This is a genomic window from Streptomyces sp. DSM 41931 (assembly GCF_050271085.1).
GTDB classification, from domain to species: domain Bacteria; phylum Actinomycetota; class Actinomycetes; order Streptomycetales; family Streptomycetaceae; genus Streptomyces; species Streptomyces albogriseolus.
Genome location: NZ_CP189902.1, coordinates 1,155,169 through 1,171,598 on the forward strand (window position 1 = coordinate 1,155,169; position 16,430 = coordinate 1,171,598).

Below are 16,430 nucleotides of genomic sequence, written 5' to 3' on the forward strand. Positions count from 1 at the left end.
CCGGGTTTGCTCTGCGGGCGGACCGGAGGTGTGCCGACCATGCTGTCCCGGGGGGCTGACGTGAGGAGACCCAGCCCATGCAGTCCGCGTCCCACCTCTCGCGCCGCCGCCGCGCCGCCCTGCCGGTCCTGCCGGCCTTGCTGGCCCTGCTGCTGTCGGCAGTTCTTCCCGCGGCGCCCGCCCGGGCCGGCGGCTACACGCCCGACCCGGTCGTCGCCGAGCTGACCCGGGCGGCGTCCGCGCTGGCTTCCGGCGAGCCGATGGACACCCTCGGGGATCTGCGGCCGCTGGGCCGGGCCGTCGACGGTGCCGTGATCGTGGGGGTGGGAGAGGCCACGCACGGCTCCCACCAGTTCTTCGCGCTCCAGGAGCGCGTCTTCCGGTACCTGGCCGAGGAGAAGGGCTTCACCGCCCTCGCCCGGGAGGCGGGCTGGGACGCCGGCCTGCGGATCAACGAGTGGCTGCTGACCGGCAGGGGTGACATCCGCCGGATCATGCGCGAGGTCTTCCAGAGCGAGGACCGGCTCTGGAACAACGAGGAGTATCTGCATCTGTTCGAGTGGATGCGCGCCCACAACGCGCGCGGCGGCCGCCCTCTGCAGTTCGTGGGCGACGACATCGTCCCGGTCGAGCCCAGGCTGTACGACCGGGTACTGCGGTACGTCGACCGCCGCCTCCCCGAGCTGCGCGCGCGGTTCGCCGAGCTCTACCGGGACCGCCCCACCGGTGAGGTGCTGACCGCCACCCGCGAGTTCAGGAACCGGCCGCAGGACGAGCGGCTGGACATGGCCCGCCGCACCCGGCAGGCGTACGAGCTGCTCCGCTCGCAGGCGCCGGACCGGGACCGCGAGGAGTTCGACTGGACCGTCCAGCACGCCCGGGTCATCGCGCAGAGCGCCCGCTTCTACGCGTTCGACAACGCGACCGAGGGGACGCAGCAGGATCTGTACCGCGACGAGCAGATGGCCGCGAACCTCACCTGGTGGTACGAGCACACGGGCAGCAAGACCGTCCTCGCCGCGCACGACGGGCACGTGGCCCTGGTCAGCAACAGCCCCGACTACCCCCGGCCGCAGGGCGCCTTCCTGCGCGACCGGTTCGGCGCGGGGTACCTCAGCGTCCGCACGAGCTTCGGCGAGGGATCCTTCGTCGCGTACGACGGCCTCAGCACCCAGGAGGCCCTGCCGCTGGGCACCTTCACCACGGGGCCGCCCGAGCCGGGCACCAACGAGTACACCCTGGATCTCGTGCCCCACCCGGTCTACCTGCTGGACCTGCGCACGGTCCGGGAACCGGCCAGGCAGTGGCTGACCGCGTCACGTCCGACCACGGAGATCGGCACCGTGTGGCCCGCCCCCGAGGCCGACACGTCGCTGCTGATGAGCTCGGACCTGCTCGTCCACTTCCACCACATCGACGCCGCCCGTCTCCTTCCCGCCGAGGGACGCGGCGCACCGGACGCCGAGTGCCGGGTGGCGACCTGACGGACGGCGTCGGCGCTTCGCACGGCAGGATAGGGAGGGACAGGAGTACGTGGACGGGTCGCGCGAGGGCGCGACCACGGGGAACGGGGTGTCGTGGGCGAGTTCTGGCCGGTACCCGACGCGCTGGCCTACCTGGCCGGCCGCTGGCGGGCGGAACGGACCGTGCGGGACCTGGCGAGCGGCGACGAGGGACGGTTCGCCGGGACGGTCGACTTCGGCCCGCTGGAGGACGGCGGCCTGCTGTACCGGGAGTCCGGCGACTTCACCTGGCGGGGCGTCACCCGGCCCGCCGGGCGCACGCTCCGCTTCCTGCCCGGCCCCGACGGCACGGCGGACGTGCGGTTCGCGGACGGCCGCTTCTTCCACGGCCTGGACCTCAGGTCCGGCCGCCACCTCGCCAACCACCCCTGCTCGGCGGATCTCTACCGGGGCGAGTTCACCGTCCGGGACGCCCGCCACTGGCGCACGGTCTGGCGGGTGCGCGGCCCGGCGAAGGACCTGGAACTCGTCACGGACCACGCGCGCGTGGACCGGCCCTAGGCGCGCAGAGGCTGGGCCGAGACGCTCTCCAGCCGCAGACTCCAGCGGCCCGGCCGCCCGGCCACGCTGATCGTCGACAGCGAGCGGACGTCGATGTTCCAGTACGTGGCGGGCGGCGCCTTGAGCGCGTAGACGAGCGCCGCGCGGATCACCGACGGCTCGGCCACGGCGACCACCCGGCAGCCGTCCTCGGCGGGCCGGGTGTCGAGCCAGCCGCCGACGCGTCCGATGAAGTCCAGCAGGCACTCGCCGCCGTGGGGCGTGGACCGCGGGTCGGCGAGCCAGGCGTCCACCGCCTCCGGCTCGCGGGCCATCGCCTCGCCCAGGGTCAGTCCGCGCCAGCGCCCCATGTCGCAGTCGCGCAGGGCGAGCTGGACGAGCGGCGCGTAGCCGAGCCCCTCCCCGGTGGCGCGGCTGCGGGGCGCCGGGGAGCAGTAGCGCAGGTCGGCCGCCGCCAGGGGCAGCAGTTCGTGCGCGACGCGTTGCACCTCGCTCCAACCGGCCTGGTCCAGCGGCCGGGAGTCCTCGAAGCGCTCGGACAGCACCGTGGAGCTCCCCGCTGCGGCGACGAACGTGACCCGGAGTGCCATGCGGCGATGGTCAGCCGCCGGGGTCGGCTGGTCAAGAGGTGCCGGCCGGCCATGACGCATGGTGGCGCGCCCCTCACCCTCCGGCGGGGACGTAGGGAACGAATCCGCCCGGAACGCCCGCGGGAGCGCGTTCTACGACTCCTGGAAGATCAGCGCCATCCACTGGTCGGGCCGCTCCAGTGGCCGGAACCCGAGCGGCGCGTACACCTCGTGCGCGTCGTGCGTGGCGAGCAGGACGCGCCGCACGCCGTAGTCGCGCACGTCGTCCCGTACGGCGGTGACCAGCGCGGTGCCGAGGCCCTTGCCGCGGACGGCGGGGTCCACGTACACGTCGCACAGCCAGGCGAAGGTGGCCCGGTCGGTGATGACGCGGGCGTACGCCACCTGCGCGCCGGTGACCGTGTCGTACACACCGAAGTTGAGGGAGCCGCCGATCGCCCGGTCCTGTGTCTCACGGGGGCGGCCGAGGGCCCAGTAGGCGTCGGTGGACAGCCACCGGTGCACCGTGTCGGCGTCGATCCGGGCGGGGTCGGTGGAGAGCTCGTAGCCCTCGGGCAGGCGGGGGTCGGCAGTCATGCGCCGATGCTGGCAGCCGGTGGCGGCGGGCGTCGAGCCGTTATCCCACCACCTGGGACCAGGCGGTGCGCAGCCGGTGCACGCCCTCCGTGATCTCACCGGCGCCGGCCACGGCGGCGAAGCTCAGGCGCAGGTGTCCGGCGGGCGGTTCGGCGCTGAAGTAGGGGCGCCCCGGGGTGACGGCGACGCCCGCGCGCAGGGCGGCGGCGGTCAGGGCGGACTCGGACGCGCCGTCGGGCAGGCGCAGCCACAGGTGGTAGCCGCCGGAGGGGATGTGCGGCAGGGCCAGGCCGGGCAGGTGGAGGCGGAGCGCGGCGGTCATGGCGTCGCGGCGGGCGCGCAGGGCGGCGGCGATCGCGCGCAGGTGGCGGGGCCAGGCGGGCGAGCCGACCAGCTCCAGGGTGGCCTCCTGGAGCGGACGCGGCACGAAGAAGGTGTCGACGATCTGGATGGCCCGCAGCCGCTCCAGCACCGGGCCGTGCGCGGCGAGGGCGCTCACCCGGAAGCTCGGCGAGGTGGCCTTGGTCAGCGAGCTGACGTGCACCACCACGCCGTCGGGGTCGTCGGCGGCGAGCGGACGCGGCAGCGGGCCCGCATCCTCGTGCACCAGCCTCCGTACGAAGTCGTCCTCGACGACGAACGCGCCGGCCTGCCGGGCGATGCGCAGCACCTCGGCGCGCCGCTCGGGGGCGAGGACGGCGCCGGTGGGGTTCTGGAAGAGGGGCTGGCAGACGAAGACGCGGGCGCCGGTCGCGCGGAAGGCGTCGGCGAGCAGGGACGGCCGTACTCCGTCGGCGTCCACCGGGACGGGCACCGGGCGGAGTCCGGCGGCGCGGGCGATGGCCAGCATGCCCGGGTAGGTGGGCGACTCGACGAGGACGGGCGCGCCGGGCGGGGCGAGGGCGCGCAGGGCGGTGGTCAGGGCCGACTGTCCGCCCGCGGTGACCAGCACGCCGGCCGCCGTCACGGGTCCGCCGACGGCGCGCGCGAACCACTCGCGCAGCTCCGGCAGCCCTTCCATGGGCGGCCGGCCCCACGCTCCCGGCCTGCGCCCGGCGCGGGCCAGCGCCGCCGCCATGGCGCGCTCCGGCTGGAGCGAGGGGTGCAGGTAGCCGCCGTTGAACTCGATCACCCCGGGCGCGGGGGCGGCCAGCGAGACGAGGACGCCGGACGCGTCGACCGAGCGCGGTACGAGGTCGGCGGCGCCGTCGGCGCTGAGGGCGACCTCCTGCCAGGAGGTGTCCCCGGTGGGGGCGGCCGGTGTGCGGGGCACGGCACGGAAGGCGCCGGCGCCGGGGCGGGTGACGACCAGGCCCTCGGCGGCGAGCCGCGCCAGGGCCCGGGAGACGGTCACGGGGCTGACCCGGAACCGCTCGACGAGGGCACGGCTGGACGGGAGCTTCTCACCGGGAGAGTAGCGGTCCAGCTCCTGTCGAAGCTGTTCCGCCAGTTCACCGACGCTGCTACTCTCATGCATGAGAGTACAGAGTAGCGCTACCGCCGCGGTTCCGATAGCAGTCCCCGCTCCCCCGCGCGGCCGTGGCTTCGGCACCCTCCAGGCCGCCCTCGGAGTGGTCGCCTTCTCCCTGACCTTCCCCGCCACTGCCTGGGGCCTGGAGGGCTTCGGCCCCTGGTCGCTGGTGGCGGTGCGCAGCGTGCTCGCGGCGGTGATCGCCGGGGGCTGTCTGCTGGCCCTGCGCGTCCCGCTCCCCGCCCGCCGCCACTGGCCGGGGCTCGCGGTGGTCGCCGCGGGTGTGGTGCTCGGCTTCCCGATGCTGACCACGCTGGCGCTGCGGACGTCCACGACGGCGCACGCCGCCGTGGTGGTCGGTCTGCTCCCGCTCACCACGGCGCTGTTCTCGTCCCTGCGGACGGGCGCACGCCCCTCGCGCACCTTCTGGGCGGCGGCCCTCGCCGGCGCGGCGGCGGTGGTGGCGTTCACCGTGCAGCAGAGCGGGGGCGCGCTGACGACGGCGGACCTGTACCTGTTCGGGGCGCTGCTGATCTGCGCGGCCGGCTACACCGAGGGCGGCCGGCTGGCCGGCGCCATGCCGGGCTGGCAGGTCATCGGCTGGGCCCTGGTGCTGTGCCTGCCGCTCACCGTGCCGGTCGCCGTGGTCGCCCTGACCGCGGAACCGGTCCAGCTGACCGCGCACAGCGTGACCGGCCTGCTGTGGGTGGCGGCGGGCTCCCAGTTCCTCGGCCTGATCGTCTGGTACCGGGGCATGGCCGCCATCGGCATCCCCAAGGCCAGCCAACTACAGCTCGCCCAGCCCCTGCTGACGTTGTTCTGGTCGGTGTTCCTCCTGGGCGAACACCTCCCCCTGGCGGCCCCGGTCACGGCGGTGGCGGTCCTGGTGTGCATCGCCGTGACGCAGCGGGCGCGGGGGTGAGGTGCGGCCCGCGCGGCGGGCGGAGGCTCACGATGTCGTGAGCGGACCGCTGCCGTCACGCGCCCCCCGCCGTAGACTCTAAGGAGCATGGACCGCTGCTCCCTTCAGGTGAGGAGGCGACGATGCGCGCAACCGTGGGTGACCAGCTTGTCCAGCACGGCAGGGTGGTCGGCCAGCACGACAAGGTCGGCGAGATCGTCGAAGTGCTCGGCCGGGACGGCGACCCGCCGTTCCGGGTCCGGTTCGAGGACGGGCACGAGGGCATCTGCTCCCCCGGCCCCGACACCCAGATCCGGCACCGGGAGACCGTGACCCGGCACTGATCAGGACGGGGGCCCGGCGGGCCGGCCGTAGTGGTCGGCCACCACCCGTGCCATCGCCCCGACCGGATCGGCCGTCACCTCGCGTGCCGCGAAGAACACGTGCCCCCGCACCTCGGGGTACCGCTTCGCCAGCGTGAGGTGGCGGGACAGTTCGGCGGGGTCCTGCCAGGCAGCGGGCTGCGCCGGGTCCCCCGCCTTGTACAGCGCCTCCCCCGCGTACAGCCGCGTGCCCGAGCCGCGCACGACGTCGGCCCACCAGGGCAGCAGTGTCGCGTAGTCCGCCGCGGCGAAGCCGATGTGCCAGTACAGCTGCGGGCAGATGTAGTCGATCCAGTTCTCCTGCGCCCACTTCCGGGTGTCCGCGTGCAGATCGTCGTACGACTGCACGCCCGCACGGGTGGCGGAGCCCCGCACGTCGACGTCGGCGTTGCGCCACACCCCGAAGGGGCTGATGCCGAAGCGGGCGCCGGGGCGGATCGCCCGGATGCCCTCGGCCGTCTCGCGGACCAGCCGGTCGACGTTGTCCCGCCGCCAGGCCGCGCGGTCCGGGAAGGCGGCGCCGTACCGGTCGTAGGCGGCGTCGTCGTCGAAGGTCTGCCCGGCCACCGGGTACGGGTAGAAGTAGTCGTCGAAGTGGACCCCGTCGACCGGGTAGCGGCGCACCGCGTCCAGCATCGCCTCCCGCACGAACGCACGGACCTCGGGCAGCCCCGGGTCGTAGTACAGCTTCCCGCCGTACGGGATCACCCAGCCGGGGTTGCGGCGCGCCGGGTGGGAGGCGGCGAGCCGGGAGGGGTCGGCGTGCAGGGCGACCCGGTACGGGTTGAACCAGGCGTGCAGCTGCAGCCCGCGGGCGTGCGCCTCGGTGACCGCCGTGCCGAGCGGGTCCCAGCCGGGGTCCGCGCCCTGCGTGCCGGTGAGGTACTGCGACCACGGCTCGTACGGGGACGGCCACAGCGCGTCGGCCGTGGGCCGGACCTGGAGCATCACCGTGTTGAGGCGGGCGCGGACGGCGGCGTCCAGGTGGGCGAGCAGCTCGGCGCGCTGCCGGCCGGCGCTCAGGCCGGGCCGGGACGGCCAGTCCCGGTTGGTGACCGTGGCCACCCACATGCCCCGCATCTCACCGGTCGCCGCGCCTCCCCGGCCGGGCCCGCCCGCGGCCCCCGTGCCCTGCGCCGGCCGCGGCGCGGCGGACCCCTGCGTCATGGTCGCCAGGGCGGCCAGCGCCGCCGCCGCGAAGCCCCTGCGTGACACCCGCACCCTCGCCCCCATCCTCTTCTGTGCCGACTTCTGTCACGATCGTCTTGGAACCGCCTGGTCAGGGCGGTCTCCCGGCCAGGATGCCCGACCCCCGCGATCGATCATCGATACTTCGGAGTAACGTGCTCGAACGGAGCAGGCGCCGGGACCCGGCACCCTGCCACAGCCGTAAGCAGTAGCGAAAGGGACGATGTGACCGACATCGAACGCGTCGGAGTGGTGGGCTGCGGTCAGATGGGCGCGGGTATCGCCGAGGTGTGCGCCCGTGCCGGGCTGGACGTCAAGGTCGCCGAGACCACCGGCGAAGCCCTGGAGATCGGCCGTACCCGGCTGTTCAACTCCCTGTCGAAGGCGGCGGAGCGCGGCAAGATCAGCGAGGAGGAGCTGGCGGACACCCAGGCCCGGCTGACCTTCACCACGGACCTCGGCGAGTTCGCCGACCGTGACCTGGTGATCGAGGCCGTCGTCGAGAACGAGCAGGTGAAGACGGAGATCTTCCAGGTGCTCGACCAGGTGGTGACCCGTCCCGACGCGATCCTGGCGTCGAACACCTCCTCCATCCCGCTGGTGAAGCTGGCCGTCGCGACGTCCCGCCCGGACCACGTCATCGGCATCCACTTCTTCAACCCGGCCCCGGTGCAGAAGCTGGTCGAGCTGATCCCGGCGCTCACCACCTCCGAGGGCACCCTGAGCCGCGCGCAGGTCTTCACCGAGAAGGTGCTGGGCAAGCACGCCATCCGCGCCCAGGACCGCTCCGGCTTCGTGGTCAACGCGCTGCTGATCCCGTACCTGCTCTCCGCGATCCGGATGTTCGAGTCGGGCATCGCCAGCCGCGAGGACATCGACAACGGCATGGAGATGGGCTGCGCCCACCCGATGGGCCCGCTCAAGCTCTCCGACCTGATCGGCCTGGACACGGTCGCCTCGGTCGCGTACTCGATGTACGAGGAGTACAAGGAGCCCCTGTACGCGGCTCCCCCGCTGCTCCAGCGCATGGTGGACGCGGGCCGTCTGGGCCGCAAGACGGGGTCGGGCTTCTACACGTACGACTGACGGGACGCGCGACGTCCCCTCCGCGGGTCCCCGGCCGGTCGTCCGGCCGGGGACCCGCGTCCTTCGCGCCGCGCCGGAGTTCGTGCGGCCCGCTTCCTAGAGGCGCAGGTGGTGCAGGAGGAGCAGGGCCGCGGCCATGTTGGCCGCGGGGACCTCGCCGCGGGTGATCAGGTCCGGGACCGCTTTCAGGGGGACCCACTCACGGCGGTCCGACTCGAAGGCGTCGACGGGGTCACCGACGTACTCGCCCTCGTGGGACCAGTAGATGTGGTGGCGGGCGTCGGTGAGTCCGTTGGACGGCTCCACGCTCATCAGGTGGTGCAGGGGGCCCGGGCGCCAGCCGGTCTCCTCCTCCAGCTCCCTCGCCGCCGCGGCGGCGACGTCCTCGCCGTCCTCCACCACGCCCGCCGCGAGTTCCCAGCCCCAGCTGTCGGTGATGAAGCGGTGCCGCCACAGCAGCAGGACCTCGTTGGCGTCGTTCACCACCGTGGCCACGGCGACGGGCCTCAGCCGTATGAGGAAGTGGTCGAGGTGACGGCCGTCCGGGAGTTCGACATCCGCGAGATTGACGCTGAACCAGCGGTTTGAGTACACAGGCTGTTCGTTTTGTTTCGTCCACTGCATGGTTCTGCCGCCTTCCGATGGGTAAGGGGCAATATCGCAGCGGCGGCGGCCGTACAGCAGGCGTACGGAGGGCCGCCCGTGACGCATGGGGCGGCGCGGTGAGGCATGCGCCGGGCGCGGCGCGGCCACGGCCGCCCTCGTACGCCGGAGGCGGCCCGCGGCCGTCTACAGCGGCACGCGCAGCGCTCCGTCGATGAGTTCGGCCGCCTCGGCGGTGCCCGTACACCCGCTGCGGATCAGATGGTCGCGCACCTCGCGCAGCCGGTCGCGCAGCCGCTGCGACTCCATGCCGCGCGCCTGTTCGGCCATCTGCACGGCGACGGCCACCGCACGGTCGGCGTTGCCCTGGCGCAGTTCGACCGTGCACAGCATGGCCAGCCGGTGCACCCGGCCCCGGTCGTGCGCCGGGCTGTCCACGGCCGCCGCCGCGTGCTCCCCCGCCGCCGCCAGCTCGCCGAGGCTCAACAACGCCTCCGCCACCTGCACGTTGACCAGGCCCGGCTGGACATAGCCGGTCTCGTCGGGCTCGTGGCCGCGGTGGATGCGCTCCGCGGACTCCTCGGCCCGCCGGATGCAGGACAACGCGCCCGCCGCGTCGCCGAGATGGGCGTACGCCTTGGCCTGCATCGCGTACAGGTCGGAGGCGAGCGCCGGAGTGATGCGGTGGCCCGCCGCGCGCAGCGCGGCCTCGGCGAAGGCGACGGCCTGCCGGAACTCCCGCATGTGCAGGGACTGGTTGACGAGCAGGGCGATGACATAGGCGCCGAGACCCCGGTCGCCGCTGGCCTTGGCGAGCCGCAGCGCCTGGTGGAAGTAGCGCTGGGCGAGGCCGTGGGCGTCGGAGTCGTAGGCGCAGATGCCCGCGACGGCCACCAGACCGCCGGTGGCGCGGTGCAGTTGGCGGCCGGTGGCGTCGGTGTAGCTGCCGCGCAGCAGCGGGGCCGCCTCGGCGTTGAGGAAGCCGACGATACGGGCGCGGGTCGCCATGCCGCCGGCCTTGCGGTACATCTGCTCGTAGTGGGCGCGGGCGGCGCGCAGCATCGCCAGGTCGCCGGGGGTGACCCGGTGCGGGCCGCCGCGGGAGACGTCCACGTCCTCGGGCGGGTTCTCCCACTCCCACACGGGCATCACGGCCGGGGTGCCGGTGACGGCGGGGGCGCCGAGCAGGTGCGGGCGGCCCTGCTGGTCGGAGCGCCACAGCGCGGTGGCCCGCTCGACGAAGCCGGAGAGCGAACCGGCGTGCGCGGCGGCCGGTTCGCCGGGGACGCCCAGGCCGACGTCGTCGAGGGTGACGGGGCGGCGCAGCCGGGCGGCGAGCACCTCGCAGATCAGGTCGGGCACCTGGCCCCGGGGGCGCTGCCCTTTCAGCCACCGGGCCACCGCGGTGTGTTCGTAGCGCAGCGTCAGACCGCGTGCCCGCCCGGCCTGGTTGACGTGCGCGGCAAGCCCCGCGTGGGAGATGCCGGCCTCGTCGAGGATCGCGTCGAGCAGAGTGTTGGGCTGCATGTCGGGCCCCCCGGTGGCTCGGTGCGGACAGGGTAGTGGCTGCGCGTTCACACGGGGTGTGAACGGAGTGTCCGCATCCGCAGTGTGCACGCGCTGTCGCGGAGCGTGCCCGGCCGGTTGACTGAATTGCCTCGAAAGAGGCCGGCCGGGCCGCCGGCTCCCCCTCGTACAGCGGCGGCCCGTGTATCCGCCGTCCGCCCGGCCGCCTGCCCGACACTCCGTGGCGGGGCGGACGGCCCGCCGGCCCCGCGCGGCGCTACCTGTCGGCCGTGGCCGAGCGGTGGACGCCGCGGGTCTGCCGCGCGGGCGGGGAGCAGCGTTCGTTCCTGAGGATCAGCAGGGCCACGTCGTCCTTCGGCGGGCCGCCGCCGTGACCGAGCAGGGCGGTGAGGACCGTCCGCAGGACGGCCTGGGGCGTCTGCGGACGGTCGCGGGCCGCCTCGGTGAGGACCTCCCGGAGCGGGAAGAAGCGGCCGTCGGCGTCGCGGGCCTCCTCCGCGCCGTCGGTGTGCAGGACGAGGATGTCGCCGGGGAGCAGACGGCCGCAGGCGGTGGTGGGCAGCTCGCCGGGGAGCGGGAACAGGCCGAGGGGCGGGAGCGTATCGGCCCGGCCCAGCGGCTCGGCGCCCGCGCCGGTCAGCCGGTACGGCCAGGGGTGGCCGCAGTTGAGGGCGTGCACCTCGCCGTCCGGGAGGATCTCCAGCAGCAGGACGGTGACGAACTCCTCCGCGGCGGGGGCGCCGTCCGGCGCGTGGTGGTCACCGTGCGCCCGCTCGCGCAGATGCCGGTCCATGGCGCGTTCCAGGCGGCGCAGCACCCCGGCGAGGGTCTTCTCGTCGTGGGCGGCCTCGCGGAAGCAGCCGAGGACGGCGGCGCCGGTGCGGACGGCGCCCAGCCCGTGGCCCCGGACGTCGCCGATGACGGCGCGTACACCGTGCTCGGTGGCCGTCACCTCGTACAGGTCGCCGCCGATGCGGGCGCCCCGGTCCGCGGAGAGGTGGACGGCGGCGACGGCCAGCCCTTCGACCCGGGGCGGCGGGGGCCGCAGCAGCACGCTCTGGGCGGCCTCGGCGATCCGGCGGGCGTCCCGGACCTCGCGGAGCATGCGGCGCCGGACGTGCAGGACGATGCCGGTGCCGACCGCGCACAGCACGGCGCTGCTGACCAGGCGCGCTCCGAGGGCGTCGTCCCGGGCCAGCGGGCAGGAAAGGCGGTAGGCCACCGCGACGGCGCCCCACGCCGTGGGCACCGCGAGGGAGCGCAGCCGTGACAGGAACCGGGGTGGCACCCCGCGGGGAGCCCCAGCCTTGAAGCGGATCATGCCGATGGCCCCCCAAATAGGCCCGGACAGCGCAGACCGGCCTCGAGAGGCCGGTCCGATTCTGTCGACCGCGGCCCCCGATCCGGCCGCATCACCCGGCTCAGTCACCCGAACGAGTGAGTAACCGGCGGGACGCCGAGGTTCCGCTCACTGACCAGCCCTGACATGCTCGCGCCCACTCCGCATATGCCCGAACCGGAACCCGCCCTCCGGCCCTCCGGGCCGCCTGAACCCCAACGGCCCCTCCGGCAGGGGCGCACGCGGTACGCAGGCACCGGCGCCGGCGGGACTGCCACGGACGGGGCACCCGCCCTGTCATCGCCCGGCGGAACGGCGACAGTCGGGGCCGCTTCGCCGACGCCATGGGGCCATCCGTCTCGGCACATGCCGCGCCGCGCTCATCACGCGAGGCGCCGCCGCGCTGAGTCGGGGTGACCGCGTCCCCCTGCGGACCGCGCCCCCGGTCCCGGCGCCGTGCTACGAAAGCCCGCAGTGCCCCGGCCGATCCGCGGAGCCCACAACGCCGGGCGCCCACCCGATCCACGCCCCCTCCCGAGCGCCGCCCTTCGCCCGCGCCTCGCGGGCCGAAGCGCCCCGGCAACCCCCGGCCACCATGCGGCCCGCCGCCCCCACGATCCCGGGCACCCCGAAACGCCGACCGCACGACCGCCACCCTTCGCCGCACGCGCCTCGCGGACCGAACGGCTGCGGCAGCCCCCGGCACCATGCGGCCCGCCGCCCCCACGGTCCCGGACGCCCCCGAAACACCGACCGCACGACCGCCCCCCTTCACCGCTCGCGCCTCGCGGGCCGCTCGCGCCTCGCGGGCCGCTCGCGCCCTCCTCGGCCGCAGCCTTCGGCTCCCCGCCGACCGCCAAGCCCCACCGCACCGCGCACGCGCCTCGCAGGGCGGCGGCCCGCAGCAGCCCTTCAGGCGCACTCGCCCCCGAGACGCACGACGGGCCGGTCCCAAGGCGTCTGCCTTGAGGACCGGCCCGTGCGTGGGACAGCCTGCGGTGTCAGCCGCGGAGCACCGCGCCCGTGCGGTCCGTCGCCAGGGCGACCGCCGCCTCTCGGGCCGCCGACGCCTCGTCGACCGTCAGGGTGCGGTCGTCCGCGCGGAAGCGCAGCGCGTAGGCCAGGGACTTGCGGCCCTCGCCCAGCTGCTCGGCGTTCTCGTAGACGTCGAACAGGCGGATGGACTCCAGCAGTTCGCCGGCGCCCTCGCGCAGGGCGGCCTCCACGTCGGCGGCGGGGACATAGGCGTCGACGACCAGGGCGACGTCCTGCGTGGCGACCGGGAAGGTGGAGATGGACGGCGCCTGGGGGACGGTGTCGCCCACCCGCTCCAGCGCGTCCAGGTCCAGCTCCATCGCGCAGGCGCGGGCGGACAGGCCCAGCGTCTTCAGGACGCGCGGGTGCAGCTCACCGGCGTGGCCGACGACGCGCTCGGCGCCGTCGACGGTGACGGTCAGCTCGGCGCAGCGGCCCGGGTGCCACGGCCCGTACTGCCCCTTGCGGATGCCCAGCTCGGCGCCGGCCTCGCGGGCGACGGTCCGGGCGGCCTCGATCGCGTCGGCCCAGTCGGCCGGGCGGCCCTTGCCCCACCAGCCGGCCTGTTCGCGGGCGCCGGCCAGGACCACGGCGACGTGCCGGGGCTGGTCGGGCAGCGCGGCGTCGAGCGCGGCGATGTCGTCGGGGCTGGGGCGCCGGTCGACGGGGAGGTTCGCGGCGGCCCTGGCGGCGTCCCGCGGCTGGAAGACCAGGCCGGTCTCGAACAGCGCCAGGTCGTGCGAGCCCCGGCCGTCGTTGCGGCGCAGCGCGGCGAGCAGCCCCGGCAGCAGGGAGGTCCGCAGCGCGGGCTCCTCGTCGCTGAGCGGGTTGACCAGCGTGACGACGCGGCGGGCCGGGTCGTCGGCCTCCAGACCGAGCTGGTCGAAGACCCGCTCGCTGACGAACGGGTAGTTCAGCGCCTCCACGTACCCGGCCCCGGCGAGCGCCCGGCCGATGCGGCGGTGCAGCCGCTGGCGGCCGGTCAGGCCCCGGCCGGCGGGCGGCCTGGGCAGGGTGGAGGGCAGGTTCTCGTAGCCCTCCAGCCGGATGACCTCCTCGGCGAGGTCGTTCGGGTCGGTGAGGTCGGGCCGCCACGACGGGACGGTGACGACCAGCTCGTCCGCCCCGTAGACGTCGCAGCCCACCTCCTGGAGGCGGCGTACGACGGTCTCCCGGCCGTAGGTCACACCGGCGACCTTGTCCGGGTGGTCGGCGGCCACGGTGATGGTGTGCGGCGCGCCCGGCGCGACGACCTCGGTGACGCCGGCCTCGGCGGTGCCGCCGGCGAGCAGCACCAGCAGGTCGACGGTGCGCTGCGCGGCGGCGGACGCGGCCTGCGGGTCCACACCGCGCTCGAAGCGGCGGGACGCCTCGGAGGACAGCTTGTGGCGGCGGGCCGTGCGGGCCACCGACACCTGGTCGAAGTGGGCCGCCTCGATGATCACGTCGGTCGTCGCCCCGGCGCCCTCCTCGGAGGGGTCGTGGTCGGCGATCTCGGTGTCGGCGCCGCCCATGACGCCGGCCAGGCCGATCGGGCCGCGGTCGTCGGTGATGACGAGGTCCTCGGCGTGCAGCTTCCGCTCGACGCCGTCGAGGGTGACGATCTTCTCGCCCTCCTGCGCGCGGCGGACGCCGATGGTGCCCTGGACCTGGTGGCGGTCGTAGGCGTGCAGCGGCTGGCCGAGCTCCATCATCACGTAGTTGGTGACGTCGACGGCGAGCGAGATCGGGCGCATGCCGACCTTCTGCAGCCGGCGCTGGAGCCAGATCGGGGAGCGCGCCTCGGGGCTGAGGCCGGTCACCGTGCGGGCGGTGAAGCGGTCACAGCCGGCCGGGTCGGAGACCTTCACCGGGTAGCCGAAGGCGTTGGGCCCGGGCACGTCGAGCAGCGCCGGGTCGCGCAGCGGCAGACCGTAGGCGATGGCGGTCTCGCGGGCGACGCCGCGGATGGACAGGCAGTCGCCGCGGTTGGCGGTGACGGCGATGTCCAGGACCTCGTCGACCAGTTCGAGCAGCTCGATGGCGTCCTTGCCGACCTCGGTCTCCGGCGGCAGCACGATGATGCCGTGGGTGCCGTCGTCGCCCATGCCCAGCTCGTCGCTGGAGCAGATCATGCCGTGCGAGACCTTGCCGTAGGTCTTGCGGGCGCTGATGGAGAAGCCGCCGGGCAGGGTGGCGCCGGGCAGGACCACGACGACCTTGTCGCCGACGGAGAAGTTGCGGGCGCCGCAGACGATCTCCTGGGGCTCACCGGTGCCGTTGGCCTGCCCGACGTCGACGGTGCAGAAGCGGATCGGCTTCTTGAAGCCCTCCAGCTCCTCGATGGTCAGCACTTGACCGACGACCAGCGGGCCCTTGAGGTCGGCGCCGAGGTGCTCGACGGTCTCGACCTCCAGACCGGCCGAAATCAGCTTGGCCTGCACGTCGCGGCCGGTCTCGGTGGCCGGCAGGTCGACGTACTCCCGCAGCCAGGAAAGCGGGACCCGCATCAGATCTCCATCCCGAACGGCCGGGTGAACCGGACGTCACCCTCGACCATGTCTCGCATGTCCTCGACGTTGTGGCGGAACATCAGCATCCGCTCGATGCCGAACCCGAAGGCGAAGCCGCTGTACTTCTCCGGGTCGACGCCGCAGGCGGTGAGCACCCGCGGGTTGACCATGCCGCAGCCGCCGAGCTCGATCCAGCCCTCGCTGGAGCAGGTGCGGCAGGGCCGGTCGGGGTTGCCGACGGACGCGCCCTTGCAGACGTAGCAGAGCATGTCCATCTCGGCGCTGGGCTCGGTGAAGGGGAAGAAGTTCGGCCGCAGCCGGGTCTTCATCTCCGCGCCGAACAGCGACTGGACCATGTGGTCCAGGGTGCCCTTGAGGTCCGCCATGGTCAGGCCCTCGTCGACGGCGAGCAGCTCGACCTGGTGGAAGACGGGGGTGTGCGTGGCGTCCAGCTCGTCGGTGCGGTACACCCGGCCGGGGCAGATCACGTAGACCGGCAGCCCGCGGTCGAGCAGCGAGCGGATCTGCACGGGCGAGGTGTGGGTGCGCAGCACGACTCCGGCGTCGGCGCCCTCGGGGCCCTGCACGAAGAACGTGTCCGCCTCACCGCGCGCCGGGTGGTCCGGGCCGATGTTGAGCGCGTCGAAGTTGAACCACTCGGCCTCGACCTCGGGGCCCTCGGCGACCTCGTAGCCCATGGCCACGAAGATGTCCTCGATGCGCTCGGAGAGCGTGGTGAGCGGGTGGCGGGCGCCGGCCGGGACGCGGTCGTGGGGCAGCGTGACGTCCACGGACTCCTCGACGAGGACGCGGGCGTCCCGCTCGGCCTCCAGCTCCGCCTGGCGGGCGGCGAGCGCCTTGTTCACGGCACCGCGCGCCTGGCCGACGCGCTTGCCGGCCTCGGCCTTGGCGTGCGGGGGCAGCGCGCCGATCTCGCGGTTGGCCAACGCCAGCGGGGAGGTGCCGCCGGTGTGGGCGACCTTGGCCTCCTGGAGCGCGTCGAGGGAGTCCGCGGCGGCGAAGGCGGCGAGCGCCTCGTCCCGCATGCGCTCGATCTCTTCCGGTTTCAACGCCTCGACCTCGACAGGGTCGTACGACTTATTCGGTGCCGACATCTCTTCCCGTGCTTCCGTTGGCTGGCTGATGGTCCCCGTCATCGACTCGTGGACGAATGATCGGTCGCGCGCCCGGTGTGCGCTGCGGCTTCCGTCCTCG

14 protein-coding genes are annotated in these 16,430 nt (G+C 74.3%); 5 read left to right on the plus strand and 9 right to left on the minus strand.

Annotated elements, in window-relative coordinates:
* Positions 1-77 precede the first annotated feature (77 nt).
* Positions 78-1,484: an erythromycin esterase family protein gene (locus ACP7TJ_RS05570; RefSeq protein WP_427762327.1), complete on the plus strand. Its 1,407-nt coding sequence runs from the start codon at positions 78-80 to the stop codon at positions 1,482-1,484.
* 93 nt (positions 1,485-1,577) lie between these two features.
* Positions 1,578-2,024, plus strand: coding sequence for a DUF6314 family protein (locus ACP7TJ_RS05575; protein ID WP_266395785.1), 447 nt, complete (start codon positions 1,578-1,580; stop codon positions 2,022-2,024).
* On the opposite strand, the gene ACP7TJ_RS05580 is transcribed toward ACP7TJ_RS05575, so the two are convergent.
* The 3 genes from ACP7TJ_RS05580 to ACP7TJ_RS05590 all read right to left on the minus strand — a co-directional run bounded on the left by ACP7TJ_RS05580 (position 2,021) and on the right by ACP7TJ_RS05590 (position 4,667).
* Positions 2,021-2,614 carry a histidine phosphatase family protein gene (locus tag ACP7TJ_RS05580; protein ID WP_093765840.1) on the minus strand — a complete coding sequence of 198 codons (594 nt, stop codon included), beginning with the start codon at positions 2,612-2,614 and terminating at the stop codon, positions 2,021-2,023. The genes ACP7TJ_RS05575 and ACP7TJ_RS05580 overlap by 4 nt on opposite strands.
* A gap of 132 nt (positions 2,615-2,746) precedes the next feature.
* Positions 2,747-3,190 carry a GNAT family N-acetyltransferase gene (locus ACP7TJ_RS05585; protein WP_167742582.1) on the minus strand — a complete coding sequence of 148 codons (444 nt, stop codon included), beginning with the start codon at positions 3,188-3,190 and terminating at the stop codon, positions 2,747-2,749.
* A gap of 40 nt (positions 3,191-3,230) precedes the next feature.
* Positions 3,231-4,667, minus strand: coding sequence for a PLP-dependent aminotransferase family protein (locus ACP7TJ_RS05590; RefSeq protein ID WP_367449389.1), 1,437 nt, complete (start codon positions 4,665-4,667; stop codon positions 3,231-3,233).
* On the opposite strand from ACP7TJ_RS05590, the gene ACP7TJ_RS05595 reads away from it, so the two are divergent.
* Complete coding sequence (locus tag ACP7TJ_RS05595; RefSeq protein ID WP_093765837.1) at positions 4,666-5,583, plus strand: DMT family transporter; 918 nt, start codon at positions 4,666-4,668, stop codon at positions 5,581-5,583. The two genes, ACP7TJ_RS05590 and ACP7TJ_RS05595, sit on opposite strands and share 2 nt — an antisense overlap.
* A 122-nt stretch (positions 5,584-5,705) precedes the next feature.
* Positions 5,706-5,906: a DUF1918 domain-containing protein gene (locus tag ACP7TJ_RS05600; RefSeq protein ID WP_093765836.1), complete on the plus strand. Its 201-nt coding sequence runs from the start codon at positions 5,706-5,708 to the stop codon at positions 5,904-5,906.
* Here the strand turns inward: ACP7TJ_RS05600 and ACP7TJ_RS05605 are convergent, their stop codons facing one another.
* The gene (locus tag ACP7TJ_RS05605; protein WP_380883162.1) at positions 5,907-7,178 is read right to left on the minus strand and encodes a glycoside hydrolase family 10 protein; all 1,272 of its coding nucleotides are present in this window, start codon (positions 7,176-7,178) and stop codon (positions 5,907-5,909) included. It abuts the gene before it with no gap.
* A gap of 180 nt (positions 7,179-7,358) precedes the next feature.
* Between ACP7TJ_RS05605 and ACP7TJ_RS05610 the strand changes: the two genes are divergently transcribed.
* The gene (locus ACP7TJ_RS05610; RefSeq protein ID WP_093765834.1) at positions 7,359-8,219 is read left to right on the plus strand and encodes a 3-hydroxybutyryl-CoA dehydrogenase; all 861 of its coding nucleotides are present in this window, start codon (positions 7,359-7,361) and stop codon (positions 8,217-8,219) included.
* Between the two features lie 96 nt (positions 8,220-8,315).
* Here the strand turns inward: ACP7TJ_RS05610 and ACP7TJ_RS05615 are convergent, their stop codons facing one another.
* From ACP7TJ_RS05615 to pheS, 5 genes are all read right to left on the minus strand, one after another.
* Positions 8,316-8,843 carry an NUDIX domain-containing protein gene (locus ACP7TJ_RS05615; RefSeq protein WP_189910362.1) on the minus strand — a complete coding sequence of 176 codons (528 nt, stop codon included), beginning with the start codon at positions 8,841-8,843 and terminating at the stop codon, positions 8,316-8,318.
* Between the two features lie 165 nt (positions 8,844-9,008).
* A complete protein-coding gene (locus ACP7TJ_RS05620) occupies positions 9,009-10,349 on the minus strand; it encodes a transcriptional regulator (RefSeq protein ID WP_401409082.1) in 1,341 nt (446 codons plus the stop codon).
* A 256-nt stretch (positions 10,350-10,605) separates the two neighbouring features.
* On the minus strand, positions 10,606-11,670 hold the full coding sequence (locus ACP7TJ_RS05625; protein ID WP_401544369.1) for a PP2C family protein-serine/threonine phosphatase: 1,065 nt from the start codon (positions 11,668-11,670) through the stop codon (positions 10,606-10,608).
* Positions 11,671-12,689: 1,019 nt separating this feature from the next.
* Positions 12,690-15,212 carry a phenylalanine--tRNA ligase subunit beta gene (gene pheT, locus ACP7TJ_RS05630; protein ID WP_167742577.1) on the minus strand — a complete coding sequence of 841 codons (2,523 nt, stop codon included), beginning with the start codon at positions 15,210-15,212 and terminating at the stop codon, positions 12,690-12,692.
* A complete protein-coding gene (gene pheS, locus ACP7TJ_RS05635) occupies positions 15,212-16,330 on the minus strand; it encodes a phenylalanine--tRNA ligase subunit alpha (protein WP_367547678.1) in 1,119 nt (372 codons plus the stop codon). Before pheS ends, pheT begins: the two co-directional genes overlap by 1 nt.
* Between the last annotated feature and the right edge of the window lie 100 nt (positions 16,331-16,430).

Coding starts and splice junctions, on each gene's coding strand:
- ACP7TJ_RS05570 (WP_427762327.1), top strand. CDS start 78: ATGCAGTCCGCGTCCCACCTCTCGCGCCGCCGCCGCGCCGCCCTGCCG.
- ACP7TJ_RS05580 (WP_093765840.1), bottom strand. CDS start 2,614: ATGGCACTCCGGGTCACGTTCGTCGCCGCAGCGGGGAGCTCCACGGTG.
- ACP7TJ_RS05585 (WP_167742582.1), bottom strand. CDS start 3,190: ATGACTGCCGACCCCCGCCTGCCCGAGGGCTACGAGCTCTCCACCGAC.
- ACP7TJ_RS05595 (WP_093765837.1), top strand. CDS start 4,666: ATGAGAGTACAGAGTAGCGCTACCGCCGCGGTTCCGATAGCAGTCCCC.
- ACP7TJ_RS05590 (WP_367449389.1), bottom strand. CDS start 4,667: ATGCATGAGAGTAGCAGCGTCGGTGAACTGGCGGAACAGCTTCGACAG.
- ACP7TJ_RS05600 (WP_093765836.1), top strand. CDS start 5,706: ATGCGCGCAACCGTGGGTGACCAGCTTGTCCAGCACGGCAGGGTGGTC.
- ACP7TJ_RS05605 (WP_380883162.1), bottom strand. CDS start 7,178: ATGGGGGCGAGGGTGCGGGTGTCACGCAGGGGCTTCGCGGCGGCGGCG.
- ACP7TJ_RS05615 (WP_189910362.1), bottom strand. CDS start 8,843: ATGCAGTGGACGAAACAAAACGAACAGCCTGTGTACTCAAACCGCTGG.
- ACP7TJ_RS05620 (WP_401409082.1), bottom strand. CDS start 10,349: ATGCAGCCCAACACTCTGCTCGACGCGATCCTCGACGAGGCCGGCATC.
- ACP7TJ_RS05625 (WP_401544369.1), bottom strand. CDS start 11,670: ATGATCCGCTTCAAGGCTGGGGCTCCCCGCGGGGTGCCACCCCGGTTC.
- pheT (WP_167742577.1), bottom strand. CDS start 15,212: ATGCGGGTCCCGCTTTCCTGGCTGCGGGAGTACGTCGACCTGCCGGCC.
- pheS (WP_367547678.1), bottom strand. CDS start 16,330: ATGTCGGCACCGAATAAGTCGTACGACCCTGTCGAGGTCGAGGCGTTG.